The organism is Peribacillus sp. FSL E2-0159, from assembly GCF_038643155.1.
Classification (GTDB): Bacteria; Bacillota; Bacilli; order Bacillales; family DSM-1321; genus Peribacillus; species Peribacillus simplex.
The window spans coordinates 3,011,466-3,037,898 of the sequence record NZ_CP152053.1 but is presented as its reverse complement, the minus strand read 5'-3'; the positions used below and the strand labels follow the sequence as shown (position 1 = coordinate 3,037,898).

Below are 26,433 nucleotides of genomic sequence, written 5' to 3'. Positions count from 1 at the left end.
GCTGTCCTATTAATAGGACAGCTTTACTTTTGGATGCTCAAAACGCTATAAAAAATAAATACATATTGCTTGAATTTAATATTCTTTACTTTTTTACTTATAAAATAAGTAATCACTTACTTGTTTTTGGTGTTGAAAGGGGAATGTATATGACAGCAAGAGTTGCAGTTATTACAGGAGGGGCAAGCGGAATTGGCCGAGCAACATGCTTGAAATTCGCAGCAAAGGGGGACAAGGTCGTTGTTGCGGATTTTAATGAAGAACTGGGACAGGAAACTGTTGAACAGATAACAGCGAATGGTAGAGAGGCCATTTTTGTTAAAACGGATGTTTCTAAGCAGGAAGATGTTGAATCGTTAATCAATAAAGCAGTAGTAACATACGGAAGGATCGATATCATGTTTAATAATGGCGGCATTGGTGCAGGCGGGATGATCCTCGATCAAGATATGGAGGGTTACCTCAAAACGATTGGAGTGAACCAGCACGGAGTTGCCTTTGGTATTATGGCAGCAGGACGGAAAATGAAGGAGCTAGGTAACAAGGGTGTCATTATAAATACCGCTTCTGTGTTTGGCTACTTAGCTTCCCATGGGACTTTTGCCTATCAGGCGACTAAAGGCGCTGTAAGAATGATGACTCAGACAGTAGCTTTGGAATTGGGTGCATATGGCATACGCGTAGTGGGCATTGCACCAGGCGGGGGTGATACTCCTATCATACAAGGCTATAAAGATTTGGGAATCATCGATAAATTGAATGCAAGTCAAATGCGCGGTAAATTAATTAAGCCAGAAGCCATTGCAAATGCCGTCTATCTATTATCGTTAGAGGAAGCGGATGCGATTAATGGAAGTGTAGTCATGGTCGATGATGGCTATGCATCTTTTAAGTGATTTTCTATTTATGATATATGGGAATATTGAATTCTAATAGATCAAAGGTAATATGTTGACCGATTGATACCATCGAGATATCATGGAAAATAGATTGGTGAAACCGGTCTTATCTTTATAAAAGAAGGTTGATATTTTTGAAAAAAGGGCAGCAAACTAAAGAACGAATCATAAATGTAGCCCGGACTCTTTTTGCCACTAAAGGATTTGACATGACAAGAACAAATGAAATAGCCTCTGCATGCAATGTTTCCGAAGCTACTATTTACAAATACTTTGACAGCAAAAAAGATTTGCTTTTGGCTACTATTACCCCTAATGAAAAAGAGGAAGCTGAAGATGGGACTTGCCATCTATCAACGGATGATCTAGTGGAAAATCATGTTTCCACCATGATAAAAAAAATTCTTGAAAATAAAGAACAGTTTTCGATTTTATTTAGGGAAACACAATTCGATCAAGATATTTCAAAGCAATATGTAGATCAGATTTTCAAGCCAAATGCCAAGCATATTGAAATACAGAAGAGAATAGATAGCGGAGAGATAAAATATATCTCTGATATTATCCTATTTAATGTAGGGATCATTTCTTTTACATTGGCATTATCTACACATTATGAGATCCATCAACAAAAAAAGGAGCCATATTTTACTTCTGAACGAATTAAGAGCATTGCTCAACTTTTGGTATATGGTATTCATGGTAAACAAAATCATACATAATGAAACGGTCATATTGAAGGGCATGAGCATCAAGCCGCAAATATGACCTTTTTATTTTCATTCAGAGACGATGAAGTCAACTGGTGAATTTATTAAACCCGAGTGTAAGATTTGACTTATATTTTTCAGACTATTACGATAAATGCATACTGCAAGAAATGCTTCACGAAAATTTTATCTGGAAATCATGTAACATTGGAGGGGTATTAAATGAGCGATATCGTAATTTTATCAGGAAGTCCCGCTAAACCATCAAGAACGGACATTTCACTAAAACATATTCAATCATTAATTGAAAACGAAGGATTTACCACAGCTTATTTCTCAATTACGGATTTCTCAGCAGATGATTTATTTCAAGGGAAATATAATAGCGAAGATATCTTAAAGCTTTCAGAGAGAATTCAAGCAGCTAGAGGAATCATTATTGGTTCACCGGTTTATAAGGCTTCTTATACAGGTGTATTGAAAGCCTTGATTGATTTGCTGCCAGAAGGAGCATTTAAGGGTAAGCCAGTGCTGCCAATCATGATTGGTGGAAGTAACAGGCATCTATTGGCGATTGACTATGCGCTTAAACCATTAATTTCAATATTAAAAGGTGAGCCGCTGCAGGGCATTTATTTTGTTGATAAGGAAATAGATAAACAGAATTCAGAAAAACCGATTAATGATTTGCATTTAATTGATCGCGTCCAGAGTCAAGTTCAAGAATTTGTAGAAGCGATACAGTTAAGAAATTAATGACTTCAAGTAATCCTTTCTACAAAAGGACCGGAATTCGAGAAATTAATTTTTCAAGTAAGGACATGCGTCAATAATAGGTTTTTTATGAAAATAGACTTAATTTTTTGGAGACCTTATCTAAAAAGACGAGTCTATTTTCGTATTTATATGAACATAAAATCAAAAATTGAATAGTGTGTATAAAAATAACAGTTCATCCATAATATTAAACCAAGTTATTTTATAAGAAAACTCCATTGACAAGGATTAAATATATGTTAATATTTAAAATAATAAAACTTATCCAGAGCGACGGAGGGAATTGGCCCTTTGAAGTCCAGCAACCTGCATGATGGATGCAAGGTGCTACCTCCAACAAAATGTTGATCATTTTGGAAGATAAGGTAAAGATATTTACCTTGGGATCTTTCCATCATGGAAAGATTTTTGTTTTTTTTGAAAAATTGTATGCAAACCATAACAATGTAAGGTTGTATGGAATTATATAAATCTAAGAAATTCATTTAATCACCGTTGAAAATAAAATATTCGCGGATTTTCTTAAAGGAGGAACTGGTTTGGATAAAGAGAATCAGCTTGAAGAAATATTTGAACGACTTCAAGAAATGCTTAATTCAATGAAATATGGATCCATTACACTTATTGTCCAGGATGGTAAAATCATTCAAATGGAAAGAAATGAAAAATTAAGAATTAAATAAGGTATCTGCTGACTAGAAAAACTAGAGGCGGGTTTAACTGATATAAAGAGAGTATTGGTTAGATTCGTCTCTTTTTCCTAGAATCAAATAAGCCGGAGAAGATTACAACGGGTATTGATCAACAGTTACTCTAACCTGATACAGCAAGTTTTTAGAGGGGGCTACAAAGTTGGCTGCATTAATAAACTATGACAATTTCAACACAGGGGATTTACCTGTATTTCCTGAAGACAGTGAGACAAAAGGAGCTTTGGAAGTTCTGCAATGGGCGAATGACCATTATGGAAACAAACTGATTTATGCTTGTAGTTTTGGTATTGAAGGCATCGTGCTTACGGATTTATTGGCGAAGGTCAATCCATCGGCAAAAATAGTTTTCCTTGATACAGATGTTCATTTTGAGGAAACTTACCAATTGATCGAGCAAGTGAAAAAGCGATATCCAAAGCTTTCGATCGAAATGAAGAAACCTGACTTGACGCTTGAGGAACAAGCAGCGGAATATGGGGATGAATTATGGCTTAGTGATTCCAATAAGTGCTGTAACATCCGTAAAATCATTCCGCTTACCGATGTGCTTTCAAAGGCAACAGCCTGGCTTTCGGGACTGCGGAGGGAGCAATCCGAAACAAGGGCTCTGACCGAGTATATCAATAAGGATAATAAGTTCAAGTCAGTTAAAATATGTCCACTCATACATTGGACGTGGAAAGATGTTTGGCGCTACGCCCATAAAAACGGACTTCCATATAATATCCTGCATGATAATGGATATCCGAGCATTGGATGTAAAACATGTACTGCACCTGCCTTCAATGCAGATGATTTACGCTCAGGCCGTTGGCAAGGAGCTCAAAAAACGGAATGCGGATTGCATTTATCTTAAATAAATAGAAACCATAGGGGGAAATTAGCATGACAATCAGTCTACCGCACGGAGGAACATTAATCGATCTTTGGGAACCAAAATATGATTTTAGTAAAATAACAAAGTCAATCGAAATCGATGAAATTGCTTTAAGTGATCTTGAATTGATAGGCACTGGTGCCTACAGTCCGATTAAAGGATTCTTTACAAAAAGTGACTATGAGACAGTGGTCAAGGATATGAGGCTTAGCAGTGGACATGTATGGAGCATCCCGATTACGCTGCCTTTGACCGAAGAAATTGCAGAAACCCTTACTATAGGTGAAGAAGTAACGTTGACTCATGAAGGTGAAACATACGGGGTTCTATCCGTTTCCGATATATACACTCCAGATAAGCAATTGGAAGCGACATTAGTATATCAAACGGATGATGAGAAGCATCCTGGAGTGAAAAATTTATATAACCGCGGGGATGTATATGTCGGCGGGGAAATAAAGTTGATCAAGAGAATAGAGCGTCCGCTATTTCAAGCTCATTATTTAGACCCGGTCGATACAAGGAAAGCTTTTGCTGAAAAAGGCTGGGAGACAGTTGTCGGTTTCCAAACGAGGAACCCTGTTCACCGTGCTCATGAATACATTCAAAAGACAGCATTGGAGATTGTCGACGGCTTATTCTTGAATCCTCTTGTAGGTGCCACTAAATCCGATGACATTCCGGCAGATGTAAGAATGGAAAGCTATAAAGTGCTGCTAGAAAAATATTATCCGAAGGATCGCGTCTCTCTTGCAGTTTTCCCTGCTGCCATGCGTTATGCAGGACCAAGAGAAGCCATTTTCCATGCGATGGTCCGTAAAAATTATGGTTGCACCCATTTTATCGTTGGACGTGATCATGCGGGTGTGGGCGATTATTATGGAACATATGATGCTCAAAAAATCTTTGGGAATTTTAACGCAGATGAGTTAGGAATCACTCTATTATTCTTTGAACATAGTTTTTACTGTAAAGCATGTGGCAATATGGCTTCCGCTAAAACTTGTCCGCATGGCAAGGAAGACCATGTCATCCTGTCTGGAACGAAGGTAAGGGAAATGTTGCGTAATGGAGAAATTCCTCCAGCTACCTTTAGCCGTAAAGAAGTCATCGAGGTGTTGATCGAAGGTCTAAAAAAGAATGAAGTTTATAACTGATTGGATATAAATTGAAGTGTCACATAAAGAAGAGGGGGATTATTATATGAGTAAAAGTACGAATGTCACGTGGCATGAAACGTCATTGACCAAGGCGCTCCGCCGGAAGCAGAACGGGCATGAAAGCACAGTTCTATGGTTTACAGGACTCTCGGGTTCCGGAAAATCAACGATTGCGAACGCGGTCGCTAAAGAGTTATATAATCGGAATATTCGAAGTTATGTTTTGGATGGTGATAATATCCGCCACGGATTAAATAAAGATTTAGGTTTTTCTGAAGAGGATCGAACCGAGAATATTAGGCGAATCGGTGAGGTTTCCAAGTTATTCGTGGATAGTGGGCAGTTCGTATTGACCGCCTTCATATCACCTTTCAGGGCAGATCGGCAGATTGTACGTGATTTACTCGATGAAGGGGAGTTTATTGAAGTATACATAAAGTGTCCGATCGAAGAGTGCGAAGTGCGTGATCCAAAAGGTCTTTATGACAAGGCGCGTAAAGGAATCATTAAAGATTTTACCGGAATCGACTCTCCATACGAAGAACCTGAACAACCGGAAATCACTTTAGAATCCGACCAATACAGCATTGAAGAGTGCGTTGAACAGGTAATCGGCTATTTGACAGCAAAGAAAGCGATCTAATCAAGGAGGAAATGTAATGGTTTACGAGAAATTTTGGTCGGAAAATCCACTAATCGCTAAAAATAAAACGGAAATCTGGAAATTGGAAAAAGACGGATTGAAGATATTCGATGATATTCCACATTACGCTGCAAATGGTTTTGATTCCATCCCTAAAGAGAATTGGGATATGTTCAAGTGGGCAGGTCTATACCTGCAACGGCCAAAAGAAGCAGGTTACTGGATGATGCGTGTCGTTATTCCCGGAGGTATTCTGACTTATGATCAACAGATAACTCTAGCTAACATCGCTAAAGATTATGGGAGGGGTGTATATGACATTACAACCCGTCAAGCCATCCAATTCCACTGGTTGACCATCGAACAAGTCCCGGATATCTTAAATCGTTTGGAAAAGGTTGGAATGACTACGGCCGGTGCATGTGGTGATATCACACGTAATATCATCGGTAATGCATTGGCAGGCATCGATCCTGACGAACTTTTTGATACACGCGAGGTACTTTATGATGTATTTGAGTATTTCCGCCTTAACGAAGACTATTCAAACCTTCCTAGGAAATATAAAATGTCCATAAGTGCTAATATCCATAATGCTTCAAATGCTGAAATCAACTGTGTTTCATTCAATCCGGCTACTAAAGTAATTGATGGAGTAACGGAAGTTGGTTTTCACGTAAAAGTAGGCGGTGGGCTATCCTCCGTTCCGATGCTGGCAGAAGAACTTGACTTATTCATTTTACCTGAAAAAACAGTCGAAGTAGCGGCCGCCATCACGACGATATTCCGTGACTTTGGGTACCGTGAAAAACGTCATCGCTCGCGTTTGAAATTCCTTGTAGCTGATTGGGGTCCTGAACAATTCAAGGAAAAATTGCTGGAGTACACCGGTCCGCTTCCTGAAAAGGGTGAAAGTGCGGTGAAGGAATGGAATGCAGGTTATTTCTACGGCATCCATAAACAAAAACAAGATGGTCTGAACTATGTTGGAGTCAATATACCAGTTGGTCGTCTAAATCCAGACGAAGTGATCGAGTTTGCTGAACTTGCGAAGAAATATGGAAATGGTGAAATCCGAAACTGTAATTCTCAAAATCTTATCATTCCAAATGTGCCGGATGCAAAACTTGAGGAATTAAAACAGGAATCCATCTTTGAAAGATTTCCATATCAACCAAAAAAATTCATTGGTTATTCCGTTTCTTGTACAGGCATCGAGTATTGCAACCTGGCACTCGTTGAAACAAAAGAACGAATGAGGACCATTTCTGAATCATTGGACAAGGAAATAGATCTCGATGTTCCTGTAAGAATGCATATGGTGGGTTGTCCGAATAATTGCGGTCAAAGAGCAATCGCCGAAATTGGGCTTCAAGGCATAAAAATGAAAAACCAGGACAAAAAGATGGTCGAAGCTTTTGAGATATACGTCGGAGGAACGCTGAATGAAGGCGGTAAGTTCAATGAAAAACTTAAAGGAAAAGTGGAAGCTGAACAGCTCTATCATGTTCTGAAAGAACTGATCCTATTTTTCAAAGAAACAAAACTTCTATCCGAAACCTTTCTTGATTTTGTGGAAAGGGTAGGGATATCCCAGTTACAAAGTAAGCTAGATGATATATTAACGGAAGTGGCCGTTTAATAGGGGAAGGTAAGCAATCCATGAATTTATACCGTTTCGAAGTCACTATCAAGGAAAAACCAATCCATGTCATCATTGTTGCCGATTCGGATGAAAAGGCGTTTGACCTTGTTGATATCGAGCTGGAAAAACATTTTTTGAAAATGCCTGAAGTGGATGACATCTCATTATATGAAAAAAGGAAAATTAAAAATGGAGCAGGTTTCGTTTTATCGGAATTCGAAACGATTCTCTAAGGGAAGGCAGGTTGCATAAATGGGGAAAGTATATCTAGTAGGAGCCGGTCCCGGAGATCCAGATTTAATTACATTAAAAGGATTAAAATGCATTCAAGAAGCTGATGTCATTTTATATGATCGACTTGTCAATAAAGAACTTTTGAATCATGCAAAAGACGGTGTAGAGCTGATTAATTGCGGTAAACTGCCGGATTATCATTTATTGCAGCAGGATACCATCAATCGGTTTCTTGTCAAATATGCAAAAAAGGGAAAAATAGTCACTCGTTTGAAAGGCGGAGATCCATTCGTCTTTGGGAGAGGCGGGGAGGAAGCGGAAGCCCTTGCCAAAAGTGGCGTGAGCTTTGAAATCGTTCCAGGAATTACGGCTGGAATCGCCGCTACAGCTTATGCGGGAATTCCAGTTACACATAGGGACCATGCTTCATCTTTTGCAATTGTTACCGGTCATCGGAAAAAGGATGAAGAGGATAATATCAAGTGGGAATCCCTTGCAAAAGGAATCGATACATTAGCCATTTACATGGGTGTTAAAAACCTGCCCTATATTCAAGGGAAACTTTTGGAGCATGGAAAAAGTCCAGAGACTCCTGTAGCCCTTATTCATTGGGGGACATTAAAAACGCAAAAAACAGCTGTCAGTACTTTGGCTAATGTAGTAGAAACCGCCAATAACGAACAGATTTCGAATCCTTGCATGATAGTCGTGGGCGATGTCGTTAATTTACGAGAAAAAATCAAATGGTTTGAAGGAAAACAAACCGAAAATTTGTTGGAGAATGAGGCCTTTTAATGGAAGCCATTTTATATATTTGCCATGGCAGCCGTGTTAAAGAAGCTTCAGCCCAAGCTATTGATTTTATTAAAGTTTGTATGCAAGCACAGCCAAATTCCATTCAGGAGTATTGCTTCTTAGAATTGGAAGTTCCTACGATAGAAGAGGCCTACGAAAGATGCGTACAAAAAGGTGCGACGAGAATCATCGCCATTCCAGTTCTATTGTTAACAGCTGTACATGCAAAACATGATATTCCAGTCATATTAAACAAAATGAAAGAACGATACCCTGCCGTTGACTTGAAATACGGTAGGCCGATTGGTGTTAGTGATAAAATGGTTGACATTTTAGTCGAACGGTTGGAGGAAACCAATGTAAGGGTTACGGAGGATTCCTTGGTTTTATTGGTTGGAAGGGGCAGCAGTGATCCCGACGTGAAAAGGGATTTGTCTCGACTGGCCGATTTGCTAAGGAACAGGTTTCCAAAAATCCGTGTGCAAGAGTGTTATTTGACAGCTGCCACACCAAGCTTTGGAGAAGCATTGGAATTCGCAGAGGAATCTCGACGAAACCAAGTATTTATCATTCCTTACCTATTGTTTACCGGTCTCCTAATGCAGTCCATCGAAAATGGTATAAAAAAGATTCAAAAAAAGGGTAAGCAGAAATTCATACTTTGCCGATATCTAGGTTATCACCCAAAGATTGAACAAGCAATATCGGAACGAATTCATGAAGTGAGTGGGGAGGGAGCTTATGTATCCAATTACGCTTAATATTGAGAACAGAAAGTGTATAATCATCGGCGGTGGTAAAATAGGTTACTTTAAAGCGGGCCCCTTATTGGAAGCTGGTGCTGAAGTGACCGTCGTAAGCCCCGAGATTTGCACAGGTTTTCAACTGTTGGAGAAAGAAGGTAAGATTCGAGTTTTACTTAAAGAAGTGGAAGAAACAGACTATAAAGATGCGTTTTTAATTATCGTTGCAACAAATTCGACTGAAGTTAATGAACGAGTGTACGAGAATGCATCCAAAAGTCAGTTGGTGAACGTTATTAGTAATCATGAGTTGGGTAATTTTCATATTCCGGCCACATTGAATAGAGGCATGCTTTCCATAAGTGTTTCTACCAATGGAGCAAGCCCAACACTCGCAAAAAAAATTCGGAATGACCTAGGTAAAGTATATGATGAATCATATGAAGAATATCTTGAATTCCTTTTTGAAGCAAGGATGATTATAAAAAATGGTTCATTTTCAAAAGAGGAAAAATCTAAGTTACTGAAAGATTCAATAGAGGATATTTATAAATACTCCCTAAAAGAAAGATATCGTTTTTTAGCTAGGCTTTTACCAGTAGAAGCCGAAGAAAATATATCATTGGGCTGATCAGAAAAACTGAAGGCACCTAACCAACATGTCATTTCATTTTGGTTAGGTGTCTCTTTGTGTCTAATGGAAATCTAAATGATTTATACAGGCAAACGGTACCATAGGGTCGATGTTATATAGGTTCTATTTTAGTGAAAAAAGGGGAATGTCATGAAAAAGTTAATCGTTTTGGCCTTTATCGGGTTTTTAGCCCAATTAATCGATGGTTCGCTTGGAATGGGGTATGGAGTGAGTTCCACGTCCTTATTGTTGACATTCGGGATTGCCCCTGCAGTAGCATCAGCATCCGTTCATTTATCGGAAGTAGTGACCACAGCAGTATCCGGAGCTTCACATATAAAGTTTGGGAACGTGGATAAAAATATGGTCTATCGCTTGATCATTCCAGGTTCAGTTGGTGCATTTGTAGGTGCATGTTTCCTGAGCAACCTACCAGCCGAATTAGCTAAACCTTATATTGCCATATTTTTATTTGGCCTTGGTGTATACGTTTTATTCCGTTTTTTATTTATTTTTAAACCTTCAAAGGAAAATGAAACCGTAAAGCCATTGACCGCAAAACAATCCATTCCGTTAGGCCTTTTTGCAGGATTTTGTGATGCAACAGGCGGAGGCGGTTGGGGACCGATTGCAACGCCCGTTTTATTGTCAAAAAAAGGCATGACGGCGAGAAAAGCCGTAGGGACTGTAGATACAAGTGAATTTGCCATTGCTTTTTTCGGAAGTCTTGGCTTTATCATTTCACTTGGATGGGAAGCTGTCAATTGGCTTTGGGTCGTAGCGTTGATAATTGGTGGAGTGGTTGCCGCGCCAATTGCAGCCTGGCTCGTCAGAATGCTTCCTGCACAATTAATGGGTGTTTTAGTGGGTGGTTTCATTATCTTAATCAATGTAAGAACATTATTAGCAACATGGATTCCGATTGAAGCCCATATATATATCTATACAGGCATCGTGATTATATGGCTTTCTGGAATTCTTCTTACCATCAATAAGATGTCCAATGCGAGAAAACATGATCATATCGAACAACGGCAGAATGTTTCCTGATTCGCGAGTTTGAAAGAAGCGAATTTATACAAAAGCATATTCTGATACGTAACTTAAAAACTCGTAGGTACATAAATACCTACGAGTAAAGTCATTTGCCAAATGGGATTCCGCCTTTAAAGTTGTTTCGGTTATAATAAAGGTTCTTGACCCTAGTTAATAGATTCATATATTTTTTGACCCGTTTTTTAGCGCTCTTAATAATCGAGAGACCTATGCCTCCAATATCTATGTAGTTTATTCTCCTAACAAAGAATCAATAGTACCCCCAATAAAGTCAGACATCGTGAGAGATTTAAAACAGCAGCAGAACCATTAATTTAGGGCCTGCTGCTGTTCTAATGATTGTATTGTACTTTCATATAATTCAATAAGCTTGTAATATTTATTTTTTACTATTAAATTTAAATTCCTGCCTGTTTGAACACCGGCGTTTGATTGATAGAGGCTTATATGCCATTGCTTCCAAAGCAATTCTGCCCGTACCAACAACATGTTCACCAAGTGAACTTTCACATTGTTTTGTTCCCCAGTGAAATGATTGAACTTTTCCTTACATAAAAATTGGATGCTCGCAACCACATTATAAATGTCCTTTAGCTGGCTGCCGTCTATTGATTCTAATTAAAGCGTTTTTTAGTTTTTGAATATAAGTTTGTGAAAATGGCGGAAAAGGTAGTTAAATATTTTTCAGTTTTGTACAATGATTAAATAGCAAATATGAATAGGAGTTTTAAAATGGAAGGCATCTCTGATCATTTAAAGGAAAATTTGGATATTTTGTTCGTAGGTTTCAATCCAAGCATTCGTTCAGGCGAGACTGGCCATCATTATGCCAATCCAAACAATCGCTTTTGGAAAATCCTTTTCAAGTCCGGCCTGACACCAAGGAAATATGACCCAACTGAAGACTCGTCATTACTGGATTTAGGTTATGGTTTTACCAATATCGTTTCCAGGCCTACAAAAGGTGCCGACGAAATCACAAAAGAAGAGTACATAAAAGGAAGGAAGCAATTAAAAAGGAAAATTGAAAAGTATAAACCTAAACTTGTTTGTTTTGTAGGCAAGGGAGTTTATCAGGAATATCGTCAATTACGAAAAATCTCTTGGGGGCTGCAAAAAAATCCTTCATCGAATAAAACCATGGAATTCGTTGCCCCTTCTTCCAGCGGTTTAGTTAGAATGCCGATAGATGAGATCATCGAAATATATAGTGAGTTGCCAATACTGCTTGGCAAGCCGGAAAACAAATGAAGGAACTTATTAATACAAGGGTGGAATTATATGAGTCAGGGTAGTGCTGAATGGAAAAGCGAATGTCTTTCCGAGGTCAATGATGGGGAAGGCTTTTGGCAAGGAGTAAAGGATTGTATACCAACTTTATTGGGGTACCTAAGTATCGGTTTTGCTGCAGGGGTCGTCGAAAAAACGTCAGGATTAAGTATGATTGAAGTGGCACTTATGTCGCTTTTACTCTATGCAGGGTCTGGACAATTCATAGCGGCAGGGATGATAGCCGCAAGTCATCCAGTATCGGCCATAATTTTTACGATTTTTTTTGTTAACAGTCGTCATCTATTACTTAGTGCTGCATTGGCACCGTATTTCAGGCAGCAAAGTTTGAAACAAAACCTGATAACTGGGTCCTTATTAACTGATGAAACGTTTGGAGTGGCCGTCACAGCGGCACAGACGAGAAAACAACTTGATTTTAAATGGATGCTTGGTCTGAATCTTGCAGCCTATTTAAATTGGTTCATCGCAAATATGGCTGGCGGTTTCTTTGGCCAATGGATTCCAAATCCCGAAAAATATGGGATGGACTTCGCCCTGCCAGCTATGTTCATCGGACTTTTAGTTTTACAAATATTAAGTAAAAAGGCCTTTTTCATAGATCTTGCAGTCGCTTTTAGCAGCATATTAATCGTTGTTGCAGTAAGTTTCTTCTTTCCAGGCAGTACTGGGGTCATAGTTGCAACGGTTGTAGCTTCAACGATAGGGATGGTGATTGGCAGATGGAAGTAAGCGGATATATCCTTGCTGTCATCCTAGGGACTTCGATTGTAACTTTCATACCTAGAGTCGTCCCTTTGATGCTGCTTAGTAAAATGCAGATTCCTGAATGGGGCATCGATTGGCTAAAGCATGTGCCAGTGGCCGTAATGGCGGCGTTGTTGGCTCAAGAACTTCTATTATCGGAACAGGTCTTATCAATTAAGGATAATGCTTTGAATTTGGCAGCAGCTTTACCAGCTTTCCTGGTTGCCATTTTTACGAGGAGTCTGTTGGCGACAGTTATGATTGGCGTGCTTTCCTTGATGATATTACGATTTTTCTTTTAATAAGTACTAAAAAGTACTAAACATTTAAATGATAGGCCGATATGACCAGTAATGGAATGCCATTACTGGGTTTTTATTTTCCCAAGAACATATTTCTTAACCGGTAACTTTTTGAGTTCGTTCATTTCGATTAGGCTAATGACGCTTTTTAATGAACATTGGAAGCTTGATTATCAAAAAGGGCAGTGATTACATAAACTAGGGTGAATGTACTTCTGAAAAGTCATTTTGGTTAGCTGAATTGAAAGCGCTTTTAATTGAAAATGAAACAACCAACGTTTAGAAAATGGGAGTCTGTCAACAATGGGAATAAGCAAATAACTATGGAGGTGTTCAATTAATGAAGATAAATGGTGCCCTAGAGGTTCTTGATCGCATGCGGCTTCCTAATGGCGCGTATACTGCAAGCGTTTCCGATGATTATAATTATGTCTGGATAAGGGATGTCGTTTATACAGTATTGCCTTTTATAAATGATTCATCCAATCGTTACGAGAAAGCATATCATGCTTTATTCGACTTATTTCAATCCTATGAGTGGAAAATAGATATTCATACGGAACAGAAACCCAAGTTTCTATTTGAACATATACATGCTCGGTATTCCACTGAACTTAAAGAACTGCCCGATGAGTGGGGGCATGCCCAAAATGATGCGATAGGTGCCTTTTTATGGGGTGTAGGTGAAGGGTATAGGCATGGTAAAAAGGTGATAAGAAATCAACGTGATTTACAAATCGTTCAAAAGTTGGTCAATTACTTGGAATGCCTGCAATATTGGCAGTCGGAAGATAACGGGATGTGGGAAGAAAATATAGAAATCCACGCTTCAAGCATAGGTGCATGTGTTGCTGGTTTGAATTCAGTCAAAATGCTGGTCAACGTCAAGGAGAAACTGATTAAAAAGGGAGAAGAAACACTTCGTTTCCTGCTTCCAAGGGAAAGTTATTCAAAAGAGACGGATTTAGCCCTTTTATCCTTAATTTATCCTTATCGGCTGGTAGATCGTGAATTAGCACTTAAAATATTGAAAAATGTCACAGAGCGCCTAGAAAGAACAAAAGGTTGTATTAGATATGAAAAGGACCTTTATTATAATGACGGTCAAGAAGCGGAATGGTGTTTCGGGCTTCCGTGGTTGGGCTTATGCTACCTTGAACTTGGCATGATGAACAAAGTGAAGGAATATATAGATAAAACGAAAATGATCATTCCGGAAAATTGGGAAGTTCCTGAATTATATATAGGAGGCAGAAATAATCCAAACAGGAACACTCCTTTGGCATGGTCAGTCTCATTATCGTATTTATTCTTGACGAAGACTCAGATGATTCGAACTGAACAAATAACATGAAGAATTCATACATGATAACTTAAAGCTCTTCCCAAAAAATGGGGAGAGCTTTTATTGGAATAATAATATTTTTACAATAAATGTCTATTTTTCACGAAAAAATGTTTTAATTTTCAAAAAAACGGGCATTTATTACAATATATTCACCTCCATTTGAAGGATTAATATCATTTTTACCGAATATATATAATAACTGGGGAAGGATGGGTAAAATACTATCGAGTTAATACTGATGGAGGGGTTTTATTGAGTACAATTATGGACCAGCTGCAAGAGAATTATCCAAGCGATTTCGATTTGTATTTGTTTCATGAAGGCACCCTTTATGAAAGCTATAAAATGCTTGGGGCACACATTGTAACATCATTAGGTATTGAAGGAGTACGCTTCACCGTTTGGGCCCCCCATGCCAAGCAAGTTTCAGTTGTCGGTAATTTTAATAATTGGGACGGAAAAGATCATGCAATGAAACGGATCGAGCGTTCAGGTATCTGGGTGTTGTTCGTACCAGGACTACAAGAAGGGGAAATCTATAAATACGAAATACATACACCTGGAAATAAACGTATCCTAAAAGCCGATCCATATGCCTTTTATTCGGAAGTCAGACCAAATACAGCCTCGGTCATTAAAAGGCTGGATGATTTTGAATGGCAAGATTCGAAGTGGATAGCTGATAGGAAAAAGGAAAATATTTATCATAAGCCCATGTCCATTTATGAAGTGCACCCCGGAACATGGAAACAGAAAGAAGATGGCGAATTTTATTCGTACCGTGAATTGGCTGATAGATTAGTTGATTATGTGATTGATAATAGTTTTACACATATTGAAATCATGGCCATAATGGAACACCCATTTGATAAATCGTGGGGATACCAAGTCACGGGCTATTATTCCGTAACCAGCCGTTACGGTTCACCGGAAGATTTTAAATATCTAATTAACCTTTGCCACCAAAAGGGCATAGGAGTAATCCTTGACTGGGTTCCCGCCCATTTTTGTAAAGATGCACATGGACTTTCCCGTTTCGATGGTACGCCTCTCTATGAACCAATTGATTATGCTAAAGCAGATCGCCCGTTATGGGGGACATACAATTTTGATTTTACCAAACCGGAAGTAGTCAGTTTCCTTATATCAAATGTAATGTTTTGGATGGATGTTTACCATATTGATGGGGTCCGTGTTGATGCAGTTTCGTCAATGGTTTATTTAAATCATGATAATCCATTGCCGGTCAAGCTGAAAAACCAGTTTGGCGGTGAGGAAAACCTGGAAGCCATTCAATTTTTGCAAAAACTTAACGAAGTGGTATTCAAGAAATATCCCAATGCATTAATGATGGCTGAAGAAGCAACAGATCGGCCACTTATAACTTCTCCTACCGATGTAGGAGGCCTAGGCTTTAATTACAAATGGAATATGGGATGGACTAACGATATCCTTCGTTATATGAAACTTGAAACGGATGAAAGGCCATTTCATCATAGCCTCTTAACCTTTTCATTTTTCTATGCCTTTTCAGAAAATTTCGTCTTGCCCTTTTCACATGATGAAGTGGTTCATGGCAAGAAGTCATTATTGAATAAGATGCCTGGTGACTATTGGCAGAAATTCGCAAATTTACGGTTACTCCTTGGGTATTTCATGACGCATCCTGGCAAGAAGCTTCTATTTATGGGCGGTGAATTTGGCCAGTTCATAGAATGGAAAGATGAGGAACAATTGGATTGGCTGCTTTTGGAATATGAATCCCACGAAAAGCTGGCATATTACTTCCGTACCCTCCAGGATTTTTATAGGCAAACTTCCTCCCTTTGGAGACTGGATCATGTCCAGGAAGGATTTGAATGGATAGATCCGAACAATAGTAAACAGAGTATCATTACCTTTATGAGAAAAGGTAAACGCAAAGGCGATTATTGCATTGTTGTCTGTAATTTTTCTGCGCAGGCTCATGCTCATTATCAAATAGGTGTACCATCCCAAGGTAAATATATAGAGGTTTTCAGCAGTGATTCACCAGCTTTCGGAGGATCGGGTCAGATCAATGAAGAACCCATTAATGTCAAAAAGGATCCATACCACAATCAACCATTCAGCATGGAAATAACTGTACCTCCATTAGGCATTTCTATTTTTATGAAGCAAACAAAAAAAAGACGGGGGAGAGTGAACGAATAATGGGAGCGAAAAAATGGATAGCAATGTTATTGGCAGGAGGCCAGGGTTCAAGGTTAGGTGAATTGACAATCGGTTTGGCAAAACCAGCTGTTCCCTTTGGCGGTAAATATAGAATCATCGATTTTCCATTAAGTAACTGCACTCATTCTGGTATTGATACGGTTGGGGTACTGACCCAATACCAGCCATTGATTCTAAATGATTACGTTGGTAATGGCAAAGCTTGGGATCTTGATCTGGATGTTGGCGGAGTTTCCGTTCTTCCCCCTTATCAAGGGAAAGAAGGCGGTGAGTGGTATAAAGGAACGGCAAACGCTGTTTATCAAAATATCCAATACATTGATAACTATGATCCGGAGCATGTACTGATTCTCTCTGGTGACCATATTTATAAGATGGATTACAGTAAGATGCTGGATTCTCACATTGAAAAAAATGCCGAGGCAACCATAGCTGTCATTCAAGTGCCGTGGCAGGAAGCAAGTCGTTTCGGTATCATGAATACTAATGATGATGATAAAGTCACTCAATTTGATGAAAAACCAAAGTATCCAAAGAGTAATCTCGCTTCCATGGGAGTTTACCTATTTAATTGGAAGACCCTAAGACGGTATTTAATAAACGATGAAAAAGATGAAAATTCTTCCAATGATTTCGGCAGCAACATCATTCCAAAGATGCTTGAAGACCGAAAAAAGCTATATGCCTATCGTTTTAATGATTATTGGAAAGATGTTGGAACGGTCGAAAGCCTTTGGCAGGCCCATATGGACTTATTGGAGGATACGCCAAATTTCCAGTTGGATGATCAGCAATGGAAAATTTTTGCCCGCAATGCAAATCACCCGCCGCAATATATATCACCGGATGCCGAGGTCAGTCAGTCGCTTATCAATGAAGGGTGCATGATACATGGGAACATTGAACATTCGGTTTTATCCTATAATGTACAGGTGGGCTATGGGTCAACCATAAAAGATTCAGTCATTATGCCTAATGTTACGATTGGTAAAAACGTTCATATAGAAAGAAGCATCATAGCCAGCAATTGTGTTATAGAAGATGGTGCAGTAGTAGGCAATTCAGCAGTTACATCCGATATTACCTTAATTGGTGAAAATCAGACCATTACCAATCCAAACAAAAAAAAGATCACTCTTAACTAGAAAAAGGGGAAGATGGCTATGGAAAATGTGTTGGGTATTATTAACTTAATCAATGAAAGACAACATTTAAAAGATCTGACTGCTCACCGTAATGTAGCATCTGTGCCATTTGGCGGACGTTACCGTTTGATTGACTTTACGATGTCTAATCTCATTAATGCAGATGTATCAAAAGTAGCCGTTTTTCCAAAAGAAAAGTATCTTTCAGTTATGGATCATCTTGGCTCAGGTAAAGAATGGAACTTGGATCGGCGTTCAGGAGGCTTATATATCTTGCCCCCTATCCATCCGGATGAAACAGTAACGGGCGATATGAAGCAATTCTATGATCATCTCAGCTTTTTCGAACGTGCACAGGCAGATACTGTCATCATCTCCCCTGGAAGCCATGTATGCAAATTGGATTTTAATGAAGTGCTTGATTATCACAAAAAACATAAAGCGGATATCACGGTGGTATATAAGGATTATGTAGGGGAATTGATAGAGAAACCAATCTATCACACCTGCTCGGTAGATTCGGATGAGGACATTACTGACATTAGCTTTTATACCATCCCTAGACCTGGTGACCATGTTTGTCTAGAAACCTTCATCATAAGCAAAACGCTATTGGTGAACTTAATCAAAAACTGTGTTGCCAGTGGGGAATATGACTTTTTGAAAGACGCTGTGAAAGCCAATCTTCATCGTTTTACAGTTAAAGGCTACAATTTTACTGGAGATATGCCATTCATCCATTCCATTGAAAGCTTTCATTCCAGTAATATGAATTTCCTAAACCCTTCGGTAATCCGTTCTTTCTTCGGGGATACTTGGGATGTTTATACAAAAATCAAACATGAGGCACCGACCAAATATTCAAGTTCTTCGAAGGTTACGAATTCATTGATAGCCAACGGGTGTGATATTGAAGGAACTGTCGAAAACAGTATACTTTTCCGTGGGGTAAAGGTGAAAAAGGGTGCGATAATAAAGAATAGCATCATCATGCAAAAAGGCGTGATTGAAGAAGGAGCTATCGTTGAAAATATCATAACTGATAAAGAAGTGAGAATTACTAGTGAAAAATCAGTTATTGGTTTAAAACAGCCTACTGTAATAAAAAAAGCGGAAGTAATTTAATAGAGGAGGTGCGGCAATGAATGTTGTATTTGCTGCTTCAGAATGCGCCCCTTTTATAAAAACGGGAGGGCTCGGAGACGTTATAGGCGCGCTCCCGAAAGCGCTGAAAAAACAGGGAGTCCATGTAAGTGTCATCCTTCCTAAATACGGGGATCTTCCTAACCAATACAAACAGGAACTGAAACATTTGACGAGCATCGAAGTTCCTGTTGGATGGCGCCAGCAATTTTGCGGCATCGAAAAACTTGTTGCTAATGGAATTACATATTATTTCCTGGATAATGAGTATTACTTCAAAAGGCATGGGAGTTATGGTTTCTTTGATGATGGCGAAAGGTTCGCCTTCTTTTCCCGTGCAATTTTAGAGGCTTTACCCTATTTAGAAGAAAAGCCGGATGTCATACACTGTCATGATTGGCAAACGGGCCTTGTCAGCGTTTTGCTGAAAGCTCATTATCAAAACCATCCGTTCTATCAGGATATTAAAACGATATTTACCATACATAATTTACGCTATCAAGGAGTTTATCCTAAAGTTGTTTTAGCAGAATTACTGGATTTGAGTGAGTTATATTTTAATATCGATGGTCTTGAATTCCATGGAAATGTCAGTTATTTGAAAGCCGGATTAGCTTTCTCTAACATAGTCACAACTGTAAGCCCAAGTTATGCGGAAGAAATTCAGAGTCCCTATTTTGGGGAAAATCTGGATGGGTTTTTACGCAAAAGAAATGGTGACCTTAAAGGGATAATCAACGGAATTGATTATGAGGAATATAATCCTGCGGCAGATGAACTTCTTGCTGTTCCATTCGAGTGCTATGAGGGTAAGATGGAGAATAAACGTCAGTTACAGGAATCGCTGGATCTTCCTGTCAATGATGGAGTTCCAGTTATATCAATGGTGACCAGGCTTGTTGATCAAAAAGGAATCGATCTTATTCTTCATGTTTTTCATGAAATGATGAACCAAGGTGTTCAATTCATTCTTTTAGGTACAGGTGAAGAGCAATATGAATCGGCATTTCGCCATTTAGCTGACCAATATCCAAATCAGGTTTCAGTAAATACATATTTTGATGAAGGTTTAGCAAGACGGATATATGCTGGTTCAGATTTATTCCTGATGCCATCACAATTCGAACCATGTGGTATCGGCCAGCTCTTAGCGCTCCGTTATGGCACTCTGCCTCTAGTGAGGGAAACTGGCGGACTTCGTGATACGGTCATACCTTATAATCAATTTACTGGTGTAGGTAATGGCTTCAGTTTTACGAATTACAATGCACACGATATGCTTCATACAATTGAGCAATCTGTTGGTCTGTACAAATTCCAACCGAAAAGATGGAGGAAAATGGCCGAAAGTGCAATGAAGTTAGACTTCAGTTGGACATCATCTTCCTTAAAGTATATTGAGCTATATGAAAGTTTGATTCCTGTCATGAAGTAATAATTGGATAGGTAATACACAAAACACTTGCGAATTTTGTTTTCGTGAGTGTTTTGTTTCTTTTACCATCAAATATGGGTATATGTTTATATATATAAAATATTGCTGTGTAGGAGAATGAAAAGATGAAAAGAAGAAGAATGGAATTTGTATTTTTATTTATTTTAATTACTGCAGTTTATATGATCCTGTTCACTCATGTTAGCTTCGACGTGAAGCTATTTTTTATTGGATTATATATTTTTGTCATGTTTATCACCATGATTTCACTCATGCTGGAAAATAGATTTGCCCACGAGACCCTTTTATGGATGTATGTGCTTTTGTTTTTCCCGGTATTTGGATATGTATTTTATCTATTCTCAGGTCAGCTCTATCTAAAAGGGTATTTATTTCGAAGTAAAAGGAAAAAAGATCGCGAAGAATGGAAGAGTCTTGTCACACAGGTATCATCGCCAGATTTATCGTTCTTGAATAATCATCAGCAATCATTCGCAGCTTTTGCCAAAAATGCATCTGAAACTACCATTAGTACATCATCACAAACAGAAGTATTGAAAAATGGTAAAGAAACGTTTACAGAAATCATTAAACAGTTAAAAAAAGCTGAAAAATTCATCCATATTGAATATTATATTTTTCGTTCCGATAGGCTTGGCACGGAAATTATAGATATCCTTATTGAAAAAGCAAAAAATGGTGTAGAAGTTTTATTCATTTTTGATGCGGCCGGTAGTTTAAGCCTTTCAAATAATGAGGTTAAACGAATGAGAAATGCAGGGATAAAAGCTTATCCATTTTCCCCATTGAAACACGGTTTTTTCAATCAAAAGTTTAATTTTAGAAATCACCGTAAAATCATCATAATTGATGGGGAAGTTGGCTTTGTGGGAGGTTTAAACGTAGGAGAGGAATATTTAGGACGAAATAAAAACATCGGATTTTGGAGAGATACACACATGGTCCTTAAAGGTGAAGCGGTATATATGCTTCATACTGTTTTCCTTTTGGATTGGGAATATGTCAGTGGGGAAGATGTATTGCAAGACCGTCCAGAATTCAAGAATACAGTGGAACAAGGGGATGGAGCTGTCCAAGTGGTTGCAAGCGGTCCTGATACACAACAGGGAATCATGAGTGATTTTTACTATTCACTTATCACTAGCGCGACTGAATCAATCTGGATTGCAAGTCCATACTTCGTACCCAATCAAGCGATTAAAGCAGCAATTAAACATGCCGCAATTAAGGGGATACAGGTTAGGCTTATGGTTCCGGCAATAAATGATGGATTTTTAACCCAATATGGCAGTCGTTCCTACTTCGGGGAGCTGCTTCAATTCGGTGTAGAGGTATACTCGTATAAAAAAGGTTTTCTACATCAGAAACTTATTATCGTTGATGGTGATATGGCTTCCATAGGAACGGCAAACATGGATATGAGGAGTTTTCATCTGAATTTCGAAGTGAATGTCTTTCTTATGGGCAGCCGTACAATTGATGATCTTGTCACTCATTACAAAGAGGATATGATGGATAGTGACAAAATAGATCCTATCGGGTATAACAATCGTGGCTTACTGGAACGTTCAAAAGAATCATTTGCCAGATTGTTTTCGAATGTTCTCTAATGGGAAAAAAAGCAGTTAAATAGTATAGTTGAAATGTAAATAAATTAATTGGCCATAAGGAGAATTAAAGAGATTATGAAATTGGTTTCCTGGAATGTGAATGGAATAAGGGCTTGTGTTAAAAAAGGATTTTTAGATTACTTTAAAGATGTGGATGCAGATATATTTTGCCTTCAAGAAACTAAGCTTCAAGAAGGGCAGATTTCACTTGAGTTGGAAGGGTACCATCAATATTGGAATTATGCATTGAAAAAAGGATATTCAGGTACGGCTATTTTCACAAAGGAAAAACCGCTTACAGTGAAATATGGCGTAGGAGAGCTGGGCGAGGAGCCGGAAGGCAGGATCATAACACTTGAATTCGAGAATTTCTACATGGTGAATGTTTATACACCAAATGCAAAAAGGGATTTATCAAGGCTTGATTATCGTCTCGAATGGGAAGATGGGATGATAGATTATCTTAGAGAACTGGACTTGGTGAAGCCGGTTATCTTTTGTGGGGATCTCAATGTCGCACATCAGGAAATCGACTTAAAAAACCCGAAACCCAATATTGGTAATTCCGGTTTCACTAATGAAGAACGCGGAAAGATGACTGAATTACTTGATGCAGGGTTTATCGATACATTTCGTCATTTTTATCCGGACCAGGAAGGTGCCTATACTTGGTGGTCATACATGGCTAAAGTAAGAGAGCGGAATATCGGGTGGAGAATCGATTATTTCATTGTTTCTAAACGCATGGCGGATTCTTTAATTGAGGCTAACATTCACTGTGATGTCATGGGCAGTGACCATTGCCCTGTTGTCTTGGAAACAAACCTCTAAATCGAATAAATTCGGTTAAATGGGGATACTAATGGTTATCCATATTCAACAGGAGGTTAGATTATGAACACATTTATCGTGGGCTTTCATCAAGAAGATAATGTAGACAGCATGCAAGTGCAAAAATTGACGTCGGCTGAGTTTGAAAAATCAACATCACGCGGATTTCGCAGATTATTTGAACTGGATACAAATATCGGGTATTTCGTTTTTTTTGATGCTGAAGATGATGAGGGTGATTTATCCCATCTAGTTTTACAGTATGAAGAAGATAATCAGGATCCAAGTGATTGTTACTCCTTTACTAAAAATGATTTTTATGAGTTCATGGCACTTTATTTACAAGGTATGGATGAAGTGGAGGATGAAGAAGAGGATGACAATGAAGAGTATGGACCGATCCACCACCTTGCCCATTTGATGTTTCATATTGTTGAAGAAGGAAAATCAGTTAAGCCGTAACGGCCGAGTAATGAGATGAAAGGTACTTGTGAGCTTTGTGAGAGGGGCGAGATACAACTTACCATCCATCATTTAACACCTAGAGAATTAGGCGGCAGCCTTTTACCAATAGCCTATCTCTGTAAATCATGTCATAAACAGATTCACGCACTTTATTCAAACCGAGAGCTGGCCATTCGACTATATACGGTGCTTTTGCTAAAAGATGATGAAGCATTAAAAAAATAGTTAAAGTGGATTAAAAAACAATCAGTAACGAGGGCAGTAAAGATTAGAAAGTCAAAAACGAAATAATGCAAAAGCCCATCTTGAAAGATGGGCTTTTGCATTTCATTCAACTTGCTTTATTTTTCAATCGATCCAATAAAAATCCACCTTTAAAATAACGTGGTTCATATGAAATGATGAAAGCCTTAGGTTCAAACTTTTCAACAGTTGCTATCAATTCTTGTTCCCGATTGCGTTTTGTCAAGATTTCCATCCGATAACGGTTGCTATCTCTGCCCTCTCCCGTATAAAGAGTTACACCAAATCCGTTGTTCCTCAATGTATCTACCAACTGTTCATTTTTGGTTTGAGTATTAACGGTTACATTAATAAAACCGATGGCAAGTTTTTGCTCAATTTTCGTACCAAAAATTATTCCGATTCCAAAACCGACTGCATATACAACCATGGCGAGTATGCTTTGGTCACCGCCAAATACTAGGGATAATCCAAAAACGTATATTAACATTTCTGCGATACCCAGTATCGAGGCAAGTATGGTAATATTTTTTACTAAGAAAATGGTTCGCAACGTGTAAATCGGAACATAAATAAGTTGTAATAGTAGAATCAGAAGTATTTCTTTCAATTGAGCACCTCACCAACATCTTCCAGTTTGATTAGACGTTTCTACTTGGAGAATGTTCATTCCATAAGTAACATCTTCCATAATCTAACCACAACATAATAGGGGAATTCAATGGGGAATATTATGTATTTTTTGTGGCATTTAAATAGACACTGAATTAAGATTCAATAAGATTTTTCAATATTCTTTTTTTAATTAATTTGGTATCATTATCCTTATTAATTTATATGGGGGAATGATGATGTTTAATTATGATGGTCGGATATTCAAAGCTAAAGTCAATTCTGAAAATGGAGAAGTATCAGGTAATACTTCCTTCCACTATACACAAGAAGGCTCAATTCTTTCAGCAAGTTATCATGGTGGAGAGATTGTTAAAGGGACTTTAATAGGGCTTGTCAATATGGATGGGTCTCTAGAATTCAGGTATAATCATATCAATGAAAAAGGTGAAATTAGAGGAGGCAGCTGTCTTTCCACCCCTGAAATATTGCCAGATGGAAGAATACGCTTGCACGAAAAATGGAAATGGTCAGATCTTGAACAGAGTGAAGGACATTCCATCATTGAAGAAGTGAAAAAATAACAAACTACATAGAAGGGTTTGAGGACAATTACTACTATCTGTTTAGTGAGGCATGGTCAAACAGATTGGAATGCATTAGGGAAACTGCAGGGGCAAACTGATATCCCTTTAAATGAACTAGGAAAGATACAGGCACGGCAATGTGGTGAATTTTTGTCAAAAGAGGCTTCTTGGGATGTGATTATTTCGAGTCCTCTAAAAAGGGCAAGGGAGACGGCAGATATCATTTCGCAATATATTGAAGTCCCGGTTATTGAAAAAATGGAATTCATTGAAAAGAATTTTGGCTTCGCTGAAGGAATGACAGCAGCTGAAAGGGAGTCAGCATTCGTGGATAAAGAATATCCTGGTCAGGAAAATCAGGAATCTTTACGAAACAGGCTGATGAATGGGCTCCAGGAAATTCAGAAGGAGTATCCTGAGAAGAAAGTTATACTTGTTGCTCATGGAGCCGTCATTCATTTTATTTTACGCTTGATGTCAAAGGAGTCATTCGTAACCAACGAAATGCGCTTGTTCAATGCATGTTTGAGTACGATTAGATTTGAAGTCGATTCTTGGATAATTGATGATTTCAATCAAGTGAATCATTTATCTTAGTCCTATTAAACTTGGTTAGAGTTAAAATAAATATGGTTGATATTGAGGAGAGCTACTTATAGAAAGAAGGAAATCATGACTAATAAGACGGCATTGATTTTAGGGGCTACAGGTGTGGTCGGCACCCAGTTGGTTAAAGAAATAAGTAACAGTAAAATTTATAGAGAAATCCATTTGCTGACAAGAAGGGAAATGAAATTCACGGAACCCAAGTGCACATTACATGTTGCAGATTTCGAAAATTTATCCAAGTATGCCGATTTGTTCAACGTCTCAGATGTATACATTTGTTTGGGTACAACGATCAAAAAGGCTAAAACGAAGGAAGCATTTCGTAAAGTAGATTATGACTATGTAATCGAAGCCGCTAAAATGGCGAAGACATCCAATGTTGAAAAATTACTCGTCATAACGGCCATGGGAGCCAATTCTAAATCAAAGTTCTTCTACAGTCGTGTTAAGGGCGATGTGGAAGGAACACTTCAACACCTGGAATTGAATACTGTACATATATTCCGCCCTTCCTTACTTCTTGGAGAACGCAAGGAATTCAGGGCAGGTGAAAAGATTTCTGGGCTGCTAAGTACTTTTGCTAAATTTGTCTTTGTAGGCCCTTTACGCCCTTATCGTGCAATAGAAGCAAACAAAGTAGCTGCTGCAATGTACGCTGCAGCCCAAACGACGACAAAAGGATATCATTTTTATAATTCTGATGAAATAGAGAAACTTGCACAAAGAGTTACTATTAATTAGTGAAACGAGCCTCCAACAGGCTCATTTTTTAATTTGAAAGCAAATTTTGATCCCAGCTTAAAAGGAAAAAAGAACGGATGAACATTTGCTTCTGAAAAAAGGTAGTGGAGTGTAATAGAGGTGGACAACCAGAAGAACTTGGTAAAGTATGGTCAATAGGGTCTTGAAAAGCAATTAATGTCATCTAGAGAAATCTGAGATACT

Annotated in this window: 29 protein-coding genes and 1 riboswitch; of the genes, 28 read left to right on the top strand and 1 reads right to left on the bottom strand. The window is 38.4% G+C overall.

The genetic code is table 11. The features are described from left to right. The first annotated feature begins 149 nt into the window (after window positions 1–149). The 25 genes from NYE63_RS14810 (at window position 150) to NYE63_RS14690 (ending at window position 23,662) form a co-directional block, all read left to right on the top strand. Window positions 150–896 (top strand): SDR family oxidoreductase, encoded by a 747-nt coding sequence (locus NYE63_RS14810; protein ID WP_342601664.1) that lies wholly within the window; start codon window positions 150–152, stop codon window positions 894–896. Between the two features lie 137 nt (window positions 897–1,033). Beyond that, a complete protein-coding gene (locus tag NYE63_RS14805) occupies window positions 1,034–1,621 on the top strand; it encodes a TetR/AcrR family transcriptional regulator (RefSeq protein ID WP_342601663.1) in 588 nt (195 codons plus the stop codon). A gap of 210 nt (window positions 1,622–1,831) precedes the next feature. Further along, on the top strand, window positions 1,832–2,365 hold the full coding sequence (ssuE, locus tag NYE63_RS14800) for an NADPH-dependent FMN reductase (RefSeq protein WP_342601662.1): 534 nt from the start codon (window positions 1,832–1,834) through the stop codon (window positions 2,363–2,365). Window positions 2,366–2,644: 279 nt separating this feature from the next. Then, a riboswitch (SAM riboswitch) is annotated at window positions 2,645–2,753 on the top strand. Window positions 2,754–2,925: 172 nt separating this feature from the next. Further along, window positions 2,926–3,069, top strand: a complete 144-nt coding sequence (locus NYE63_RS14795; RefSeq protein WP_072273036.1) for a YezD family protein — start codon at window positions 2,926–2,928, stop codon at window positions 3,067–3,069. Between the two features lie 169 nt (window positions 3,070–3,238). Continuing rightward, on the top strand, window positions 3,239–3,955 hold the full coding sequence (locus NYE63_RS14790) for a phosphoadenylyl-sulfate reductase (protein WP_342601661.1): 717 nt from the start codon (window positions 3,239–3,241) through the stop codon (window positions 3,953–3,955). Window positions 3,956–3,984: 29 nt separating this feature from the next. Then, the gene (gene sat / locus NYE63_RS14785) at window positions 3,985–5,133 is read left to right on the top strand and encodes a sulfate adenylyltransferase (RefSeq protein WP_342601660.1); all 1,149 of its coding nucleotides are present in this window, start codon (window positions 3,985–3,987) and stop codon (window positions 5,131–5,133) included. A 46-nt stretch (window positions 5,134–5,179) separates the two neighbouring features. Continuing rightward, window positions 5,180–5,779: an adenylyl-sulfate kinase gene (cysC, locus tag NYE63_RS14780; protein ID WP_342601659.1), complete on the top strand. Its 600-nt coding sequence runs from the start codon at window positions 5,180–5,182 to the stop codon at window positions 5,777–5,779. 16 nt (window positions 5,780–5,795) lie between these two features. After that, window positions 5,796–7,421, top strand: coding sequence for a nitrite/sulfite reductase (locus NYE63_RS14775; protein ID WP_342601658.1), 1,626 nt, complete (start codon window positions 5,796–5,798; stop codon window positions 7,419–7,421). A gap of 20 nt (window positions 7,422–7,441) precedes the next feature. Next, on the top strand, window positions 7,442–7,657 hold the full coding sequence (locus tag NYE63_RS14770; RefSeq protein WP_101225386.1) for a DUF3906 family protein: 216 nt from the start codon (window positions 7,442–7,444) through the stop codon (window positions 7,655–7,657). A 19-nt stretch (window positions 7,658–7,676) separates the two neighbouring features. Continuing rightward, window positions 7,677–8,453 (top strand): uroporphyrinogen-III C-methyltransferase, encoded by a 777-nt coding sequence (gene cobA / locus NYE63_RS14765; protein WP_342601657.1) that lies wholly within the window; start codon window positions 7,677–7,679, stop codon window positions 8,451–8,453. Beyond that, window positions 8,453–9,214, top strand: coding sequence for a sirohydrochlorin chelatase (locus NYE63_RS14760; RefSeq protein ID WP_342601656.1), 762 nt, complete (start codon window positions 8,453–8,455; stop codon window positions 9,212–9,214). The genes cobA and NYE63_RS14760 overlap by 1 nt, the downstream gene beginning before the upstream one ends. Continuing rightward, on the top strand, window positions 9,195–9,827 hold the full coding sequence (locus tag NYE63_RS14755; protein WP_063233669.1) for an NAD(P)-binding protein: 633 nt from the start codon (window positions 9,195–9,197) through the stop codon (window positions 9,825–9,827). Before NYE63_RS14760 ends, NYE63_RS14755 begins: the two co-directional genes overlap by 20 nt. 153 nt (window positions 9,828–9,980) lie before the next feature. Continuing rightward, complete coding sequence (locus tag NYE63_RS14750) at window positions 9,981–10,880, top strand: sulfite exporter TauE/SafE family protein (protein WP_342601655.1); 900 nt, start codon at window positions 9,981–9,983, stop codon at window positions 10,878–10,880. A gap of 738 nt (window positions 10,881–11,618) precedes the next feature. After that, window positions 11,619–12,137 (top strand): mismatch-specific DNA-glycosylase, encoded by a 519-nt coding sequence (locus NYE63_RS14745; RefSeq protein WP_342601654.1) that lies wholly within the window; start codon window positions 11,619–11,621, stop codon window positions 12,135–12,137. A gap of 30 nt (window positions 12,138–12,167) precedes the next feature. Then, window positions 12,168–12,908, top strand: a complete 741-nt coding sequence (locus NYE63_RS14740; RefSeq protein WP_342601653.1) for an AzlC family ABC transporter permease — start codon at window positions 12,168–12,170, stop codon at window positions 12,906–12,908. Next, window positions 12,899–13,225, top strand: a complete 327-nt coding sequence (locus NYE63_RS14735; protein ID WP_342601652.1) for an AzlD domain-containing protein — start codon at window positions 12,899–12,901, stop codon at window positions 13,223–13,225. Before NYE63_RS14740 ends, NYE63_RS14735 begins: the two co-directional genes overlap by 10 nt. A 340-nt stretch (window positions 13,226–13,565) precedes the next feature. Further along, a complete protein-coding gene (locus tag NYE63_RS14730; RefSeq protein ID WP_342601651.1) occupies window positions 13,566–14,579 on the top strand; it encodes a glycoside hydrolase family 15 protein in 1,014 nt (337 codons plus the stop codon). 258 nt (window positions 14,580–14,837) lie between these two features. After that, entirely contained in the window at window positions 14,838–16,766 is a 1,929-nt protein-coding gene (gene glgB, locus NYE63_RS14725; protein ID WP_342605772.1) for a 1,4-alpha-glucan branching protein GlgB, read from the top strand. Further along, window positions 16,766–17,932: a glucose-1-phosphate adenylyltransferase gene (locus NYE63_RS14720; protein WP_342601650.1), complete on the top strand. Its 1,167-nt coding sequence runs from the start codon at window positions 16,766–16,768 to the stop codon at window positions 17,930–17,932. The genes glgB and NYE63_RS14720 overlap by 1 nt, the downstream gene beginning before the upstream one ends. An 18-nt stretch (window positions 17,933–17,950) precedes the next feature. Then, the gene (gene glgD, locus NYE63_RS14715) at window positions 17,951–19,057 is read left to right on the top strand and encodes a glucose-1-phosphate adenylyltransferase subunit GlgD (RefSeq protein ID WP_342601649.1); all 1,107 of its coding nucleotides are present in this window, start codon (window positions 17,951–17,953) and stop codon (window positions 19,055–19,057) included. Window positions 19,058–19,073: 16 nt separating this feature from the next. Next, entirely contained in the window at window positions 19,074–20,510 is a 1,437-nt protein-coding gene (glgA, locus tag NYE63_RS14710; RefSeq protein ID WP_342601648.1) for a glycogen synthase GlgA, read from the top strand. A 125-nt stretch (window positions 20,511–20,635) separates the two neighbouring features. Next, window positions 20,636–22,141, top strand: a complete 1,506-nt coding sequence (cls, locus tag NYE63_RS14705; protein WP_342601647.1) for a cardiolipin synthase — start codon at window positions 20,636–20,638, stop codon at window positions 22,139–22,141. 75 nt (window positions 22,142–22,216) lie between these two features. Next, the gene (locus NYE63_RS14700; RefSeq protein WP_342601646.1) at window positions 22,217–22,972 is read left to right on the top strand and encodes an exodeoxyribonuclease III; all 756 of its coding nucleotides are present in this window, start codon (window positions 22,217–22,219) and stop codon (window positions 22,970–22,972) included. 63 nt (window positions 22,973–23,035) lie between these two features. Then, entirely contained in the window at window positions 23,036–23,434 is a 399-nt protein-coding gene (locus tag NYE63_RS14695; RefSeq protein WP_342601645.1) for a cytosolic protein, read from the top strand. Between the two features lie 15 nt (window positions 23,435–23,449). Further along, entirely contained in the window at window positions 23,450–23,662 is a 213-nt protein-coding gene (locus tag NYE63_RS14690) for an HNH endonuclease (RefSeq protein WP_342601644.1), read from the top strand. A gap of 106 nt (window positions 23,663–23,768) precedes the next feature. Here the strand turns inward: NYE63_RS14690 and NYE63_RS14685 are convergent, their stop codons facing one another. After that, window positions 23,769–24,290: a DUF2179 domain-containing protein gene (locus NYE63_RS14685; RefSeq protein WP_063233682.1), complete on the bottom strand. Its 522-nt coding sequence runs from the start codon at window positions 24,288–24,290 to the stop codon at window positions 23,769–23,771. Between the two features lie 241 nt (window positions 24,291–24,531). On the opposite strand from NYE63_RS14685, the gene NYE63_RS14680 reads away from it, so the two are divergent. The 3 genes from NYE63_RS14680 (at window position 24,532) to NYE63_RS14670 (ending at window position 26,229) form a co-directional block, all read left to right on the top strand. Next, window positions 24,532–24,876 carry a n-acetylglutamate synthase gene (locus NYE63_RS14680; RefSeq protein WP_342601643.1) on the top strand — a complete coding sequence of 115 codons (345 nt, stop codon included), beginning with the start codon at window positions 24,532–24,534 and terminating at the stop codon, window positions 24,874–24,876. Window positions 24,877–24,903: 27 nt separating this feature from the next. Further along, window positions 24,904–25,476: a histidine phosphatase family protein gene (locus NYE63_RS14675; RefSeq protein WP_342605771.1), complete on the top strand. Its 573-nt coding sequence runs from the start codon at window positions 24,904–24,906 to the stop codon at window positions 25,474–25,476. Between the two features lie 75 nt (window positions 25,477–25,551). Next, window positions 25,552–26,229 carry an NAD(P)H-binding protein gene (locus tag NYE63_RS14670; RefSeq protein ID WP_342601642.1) on the top strand — a complete coding sequence of 226 codons (678 nt, stop codon included), beginning with the start codon at window positions 25,552–25,554 and terminating at the stop codon, window positions 26,227–26,229. Window positions 26,230–26,433: the final 204 nt, after the last annotated feature.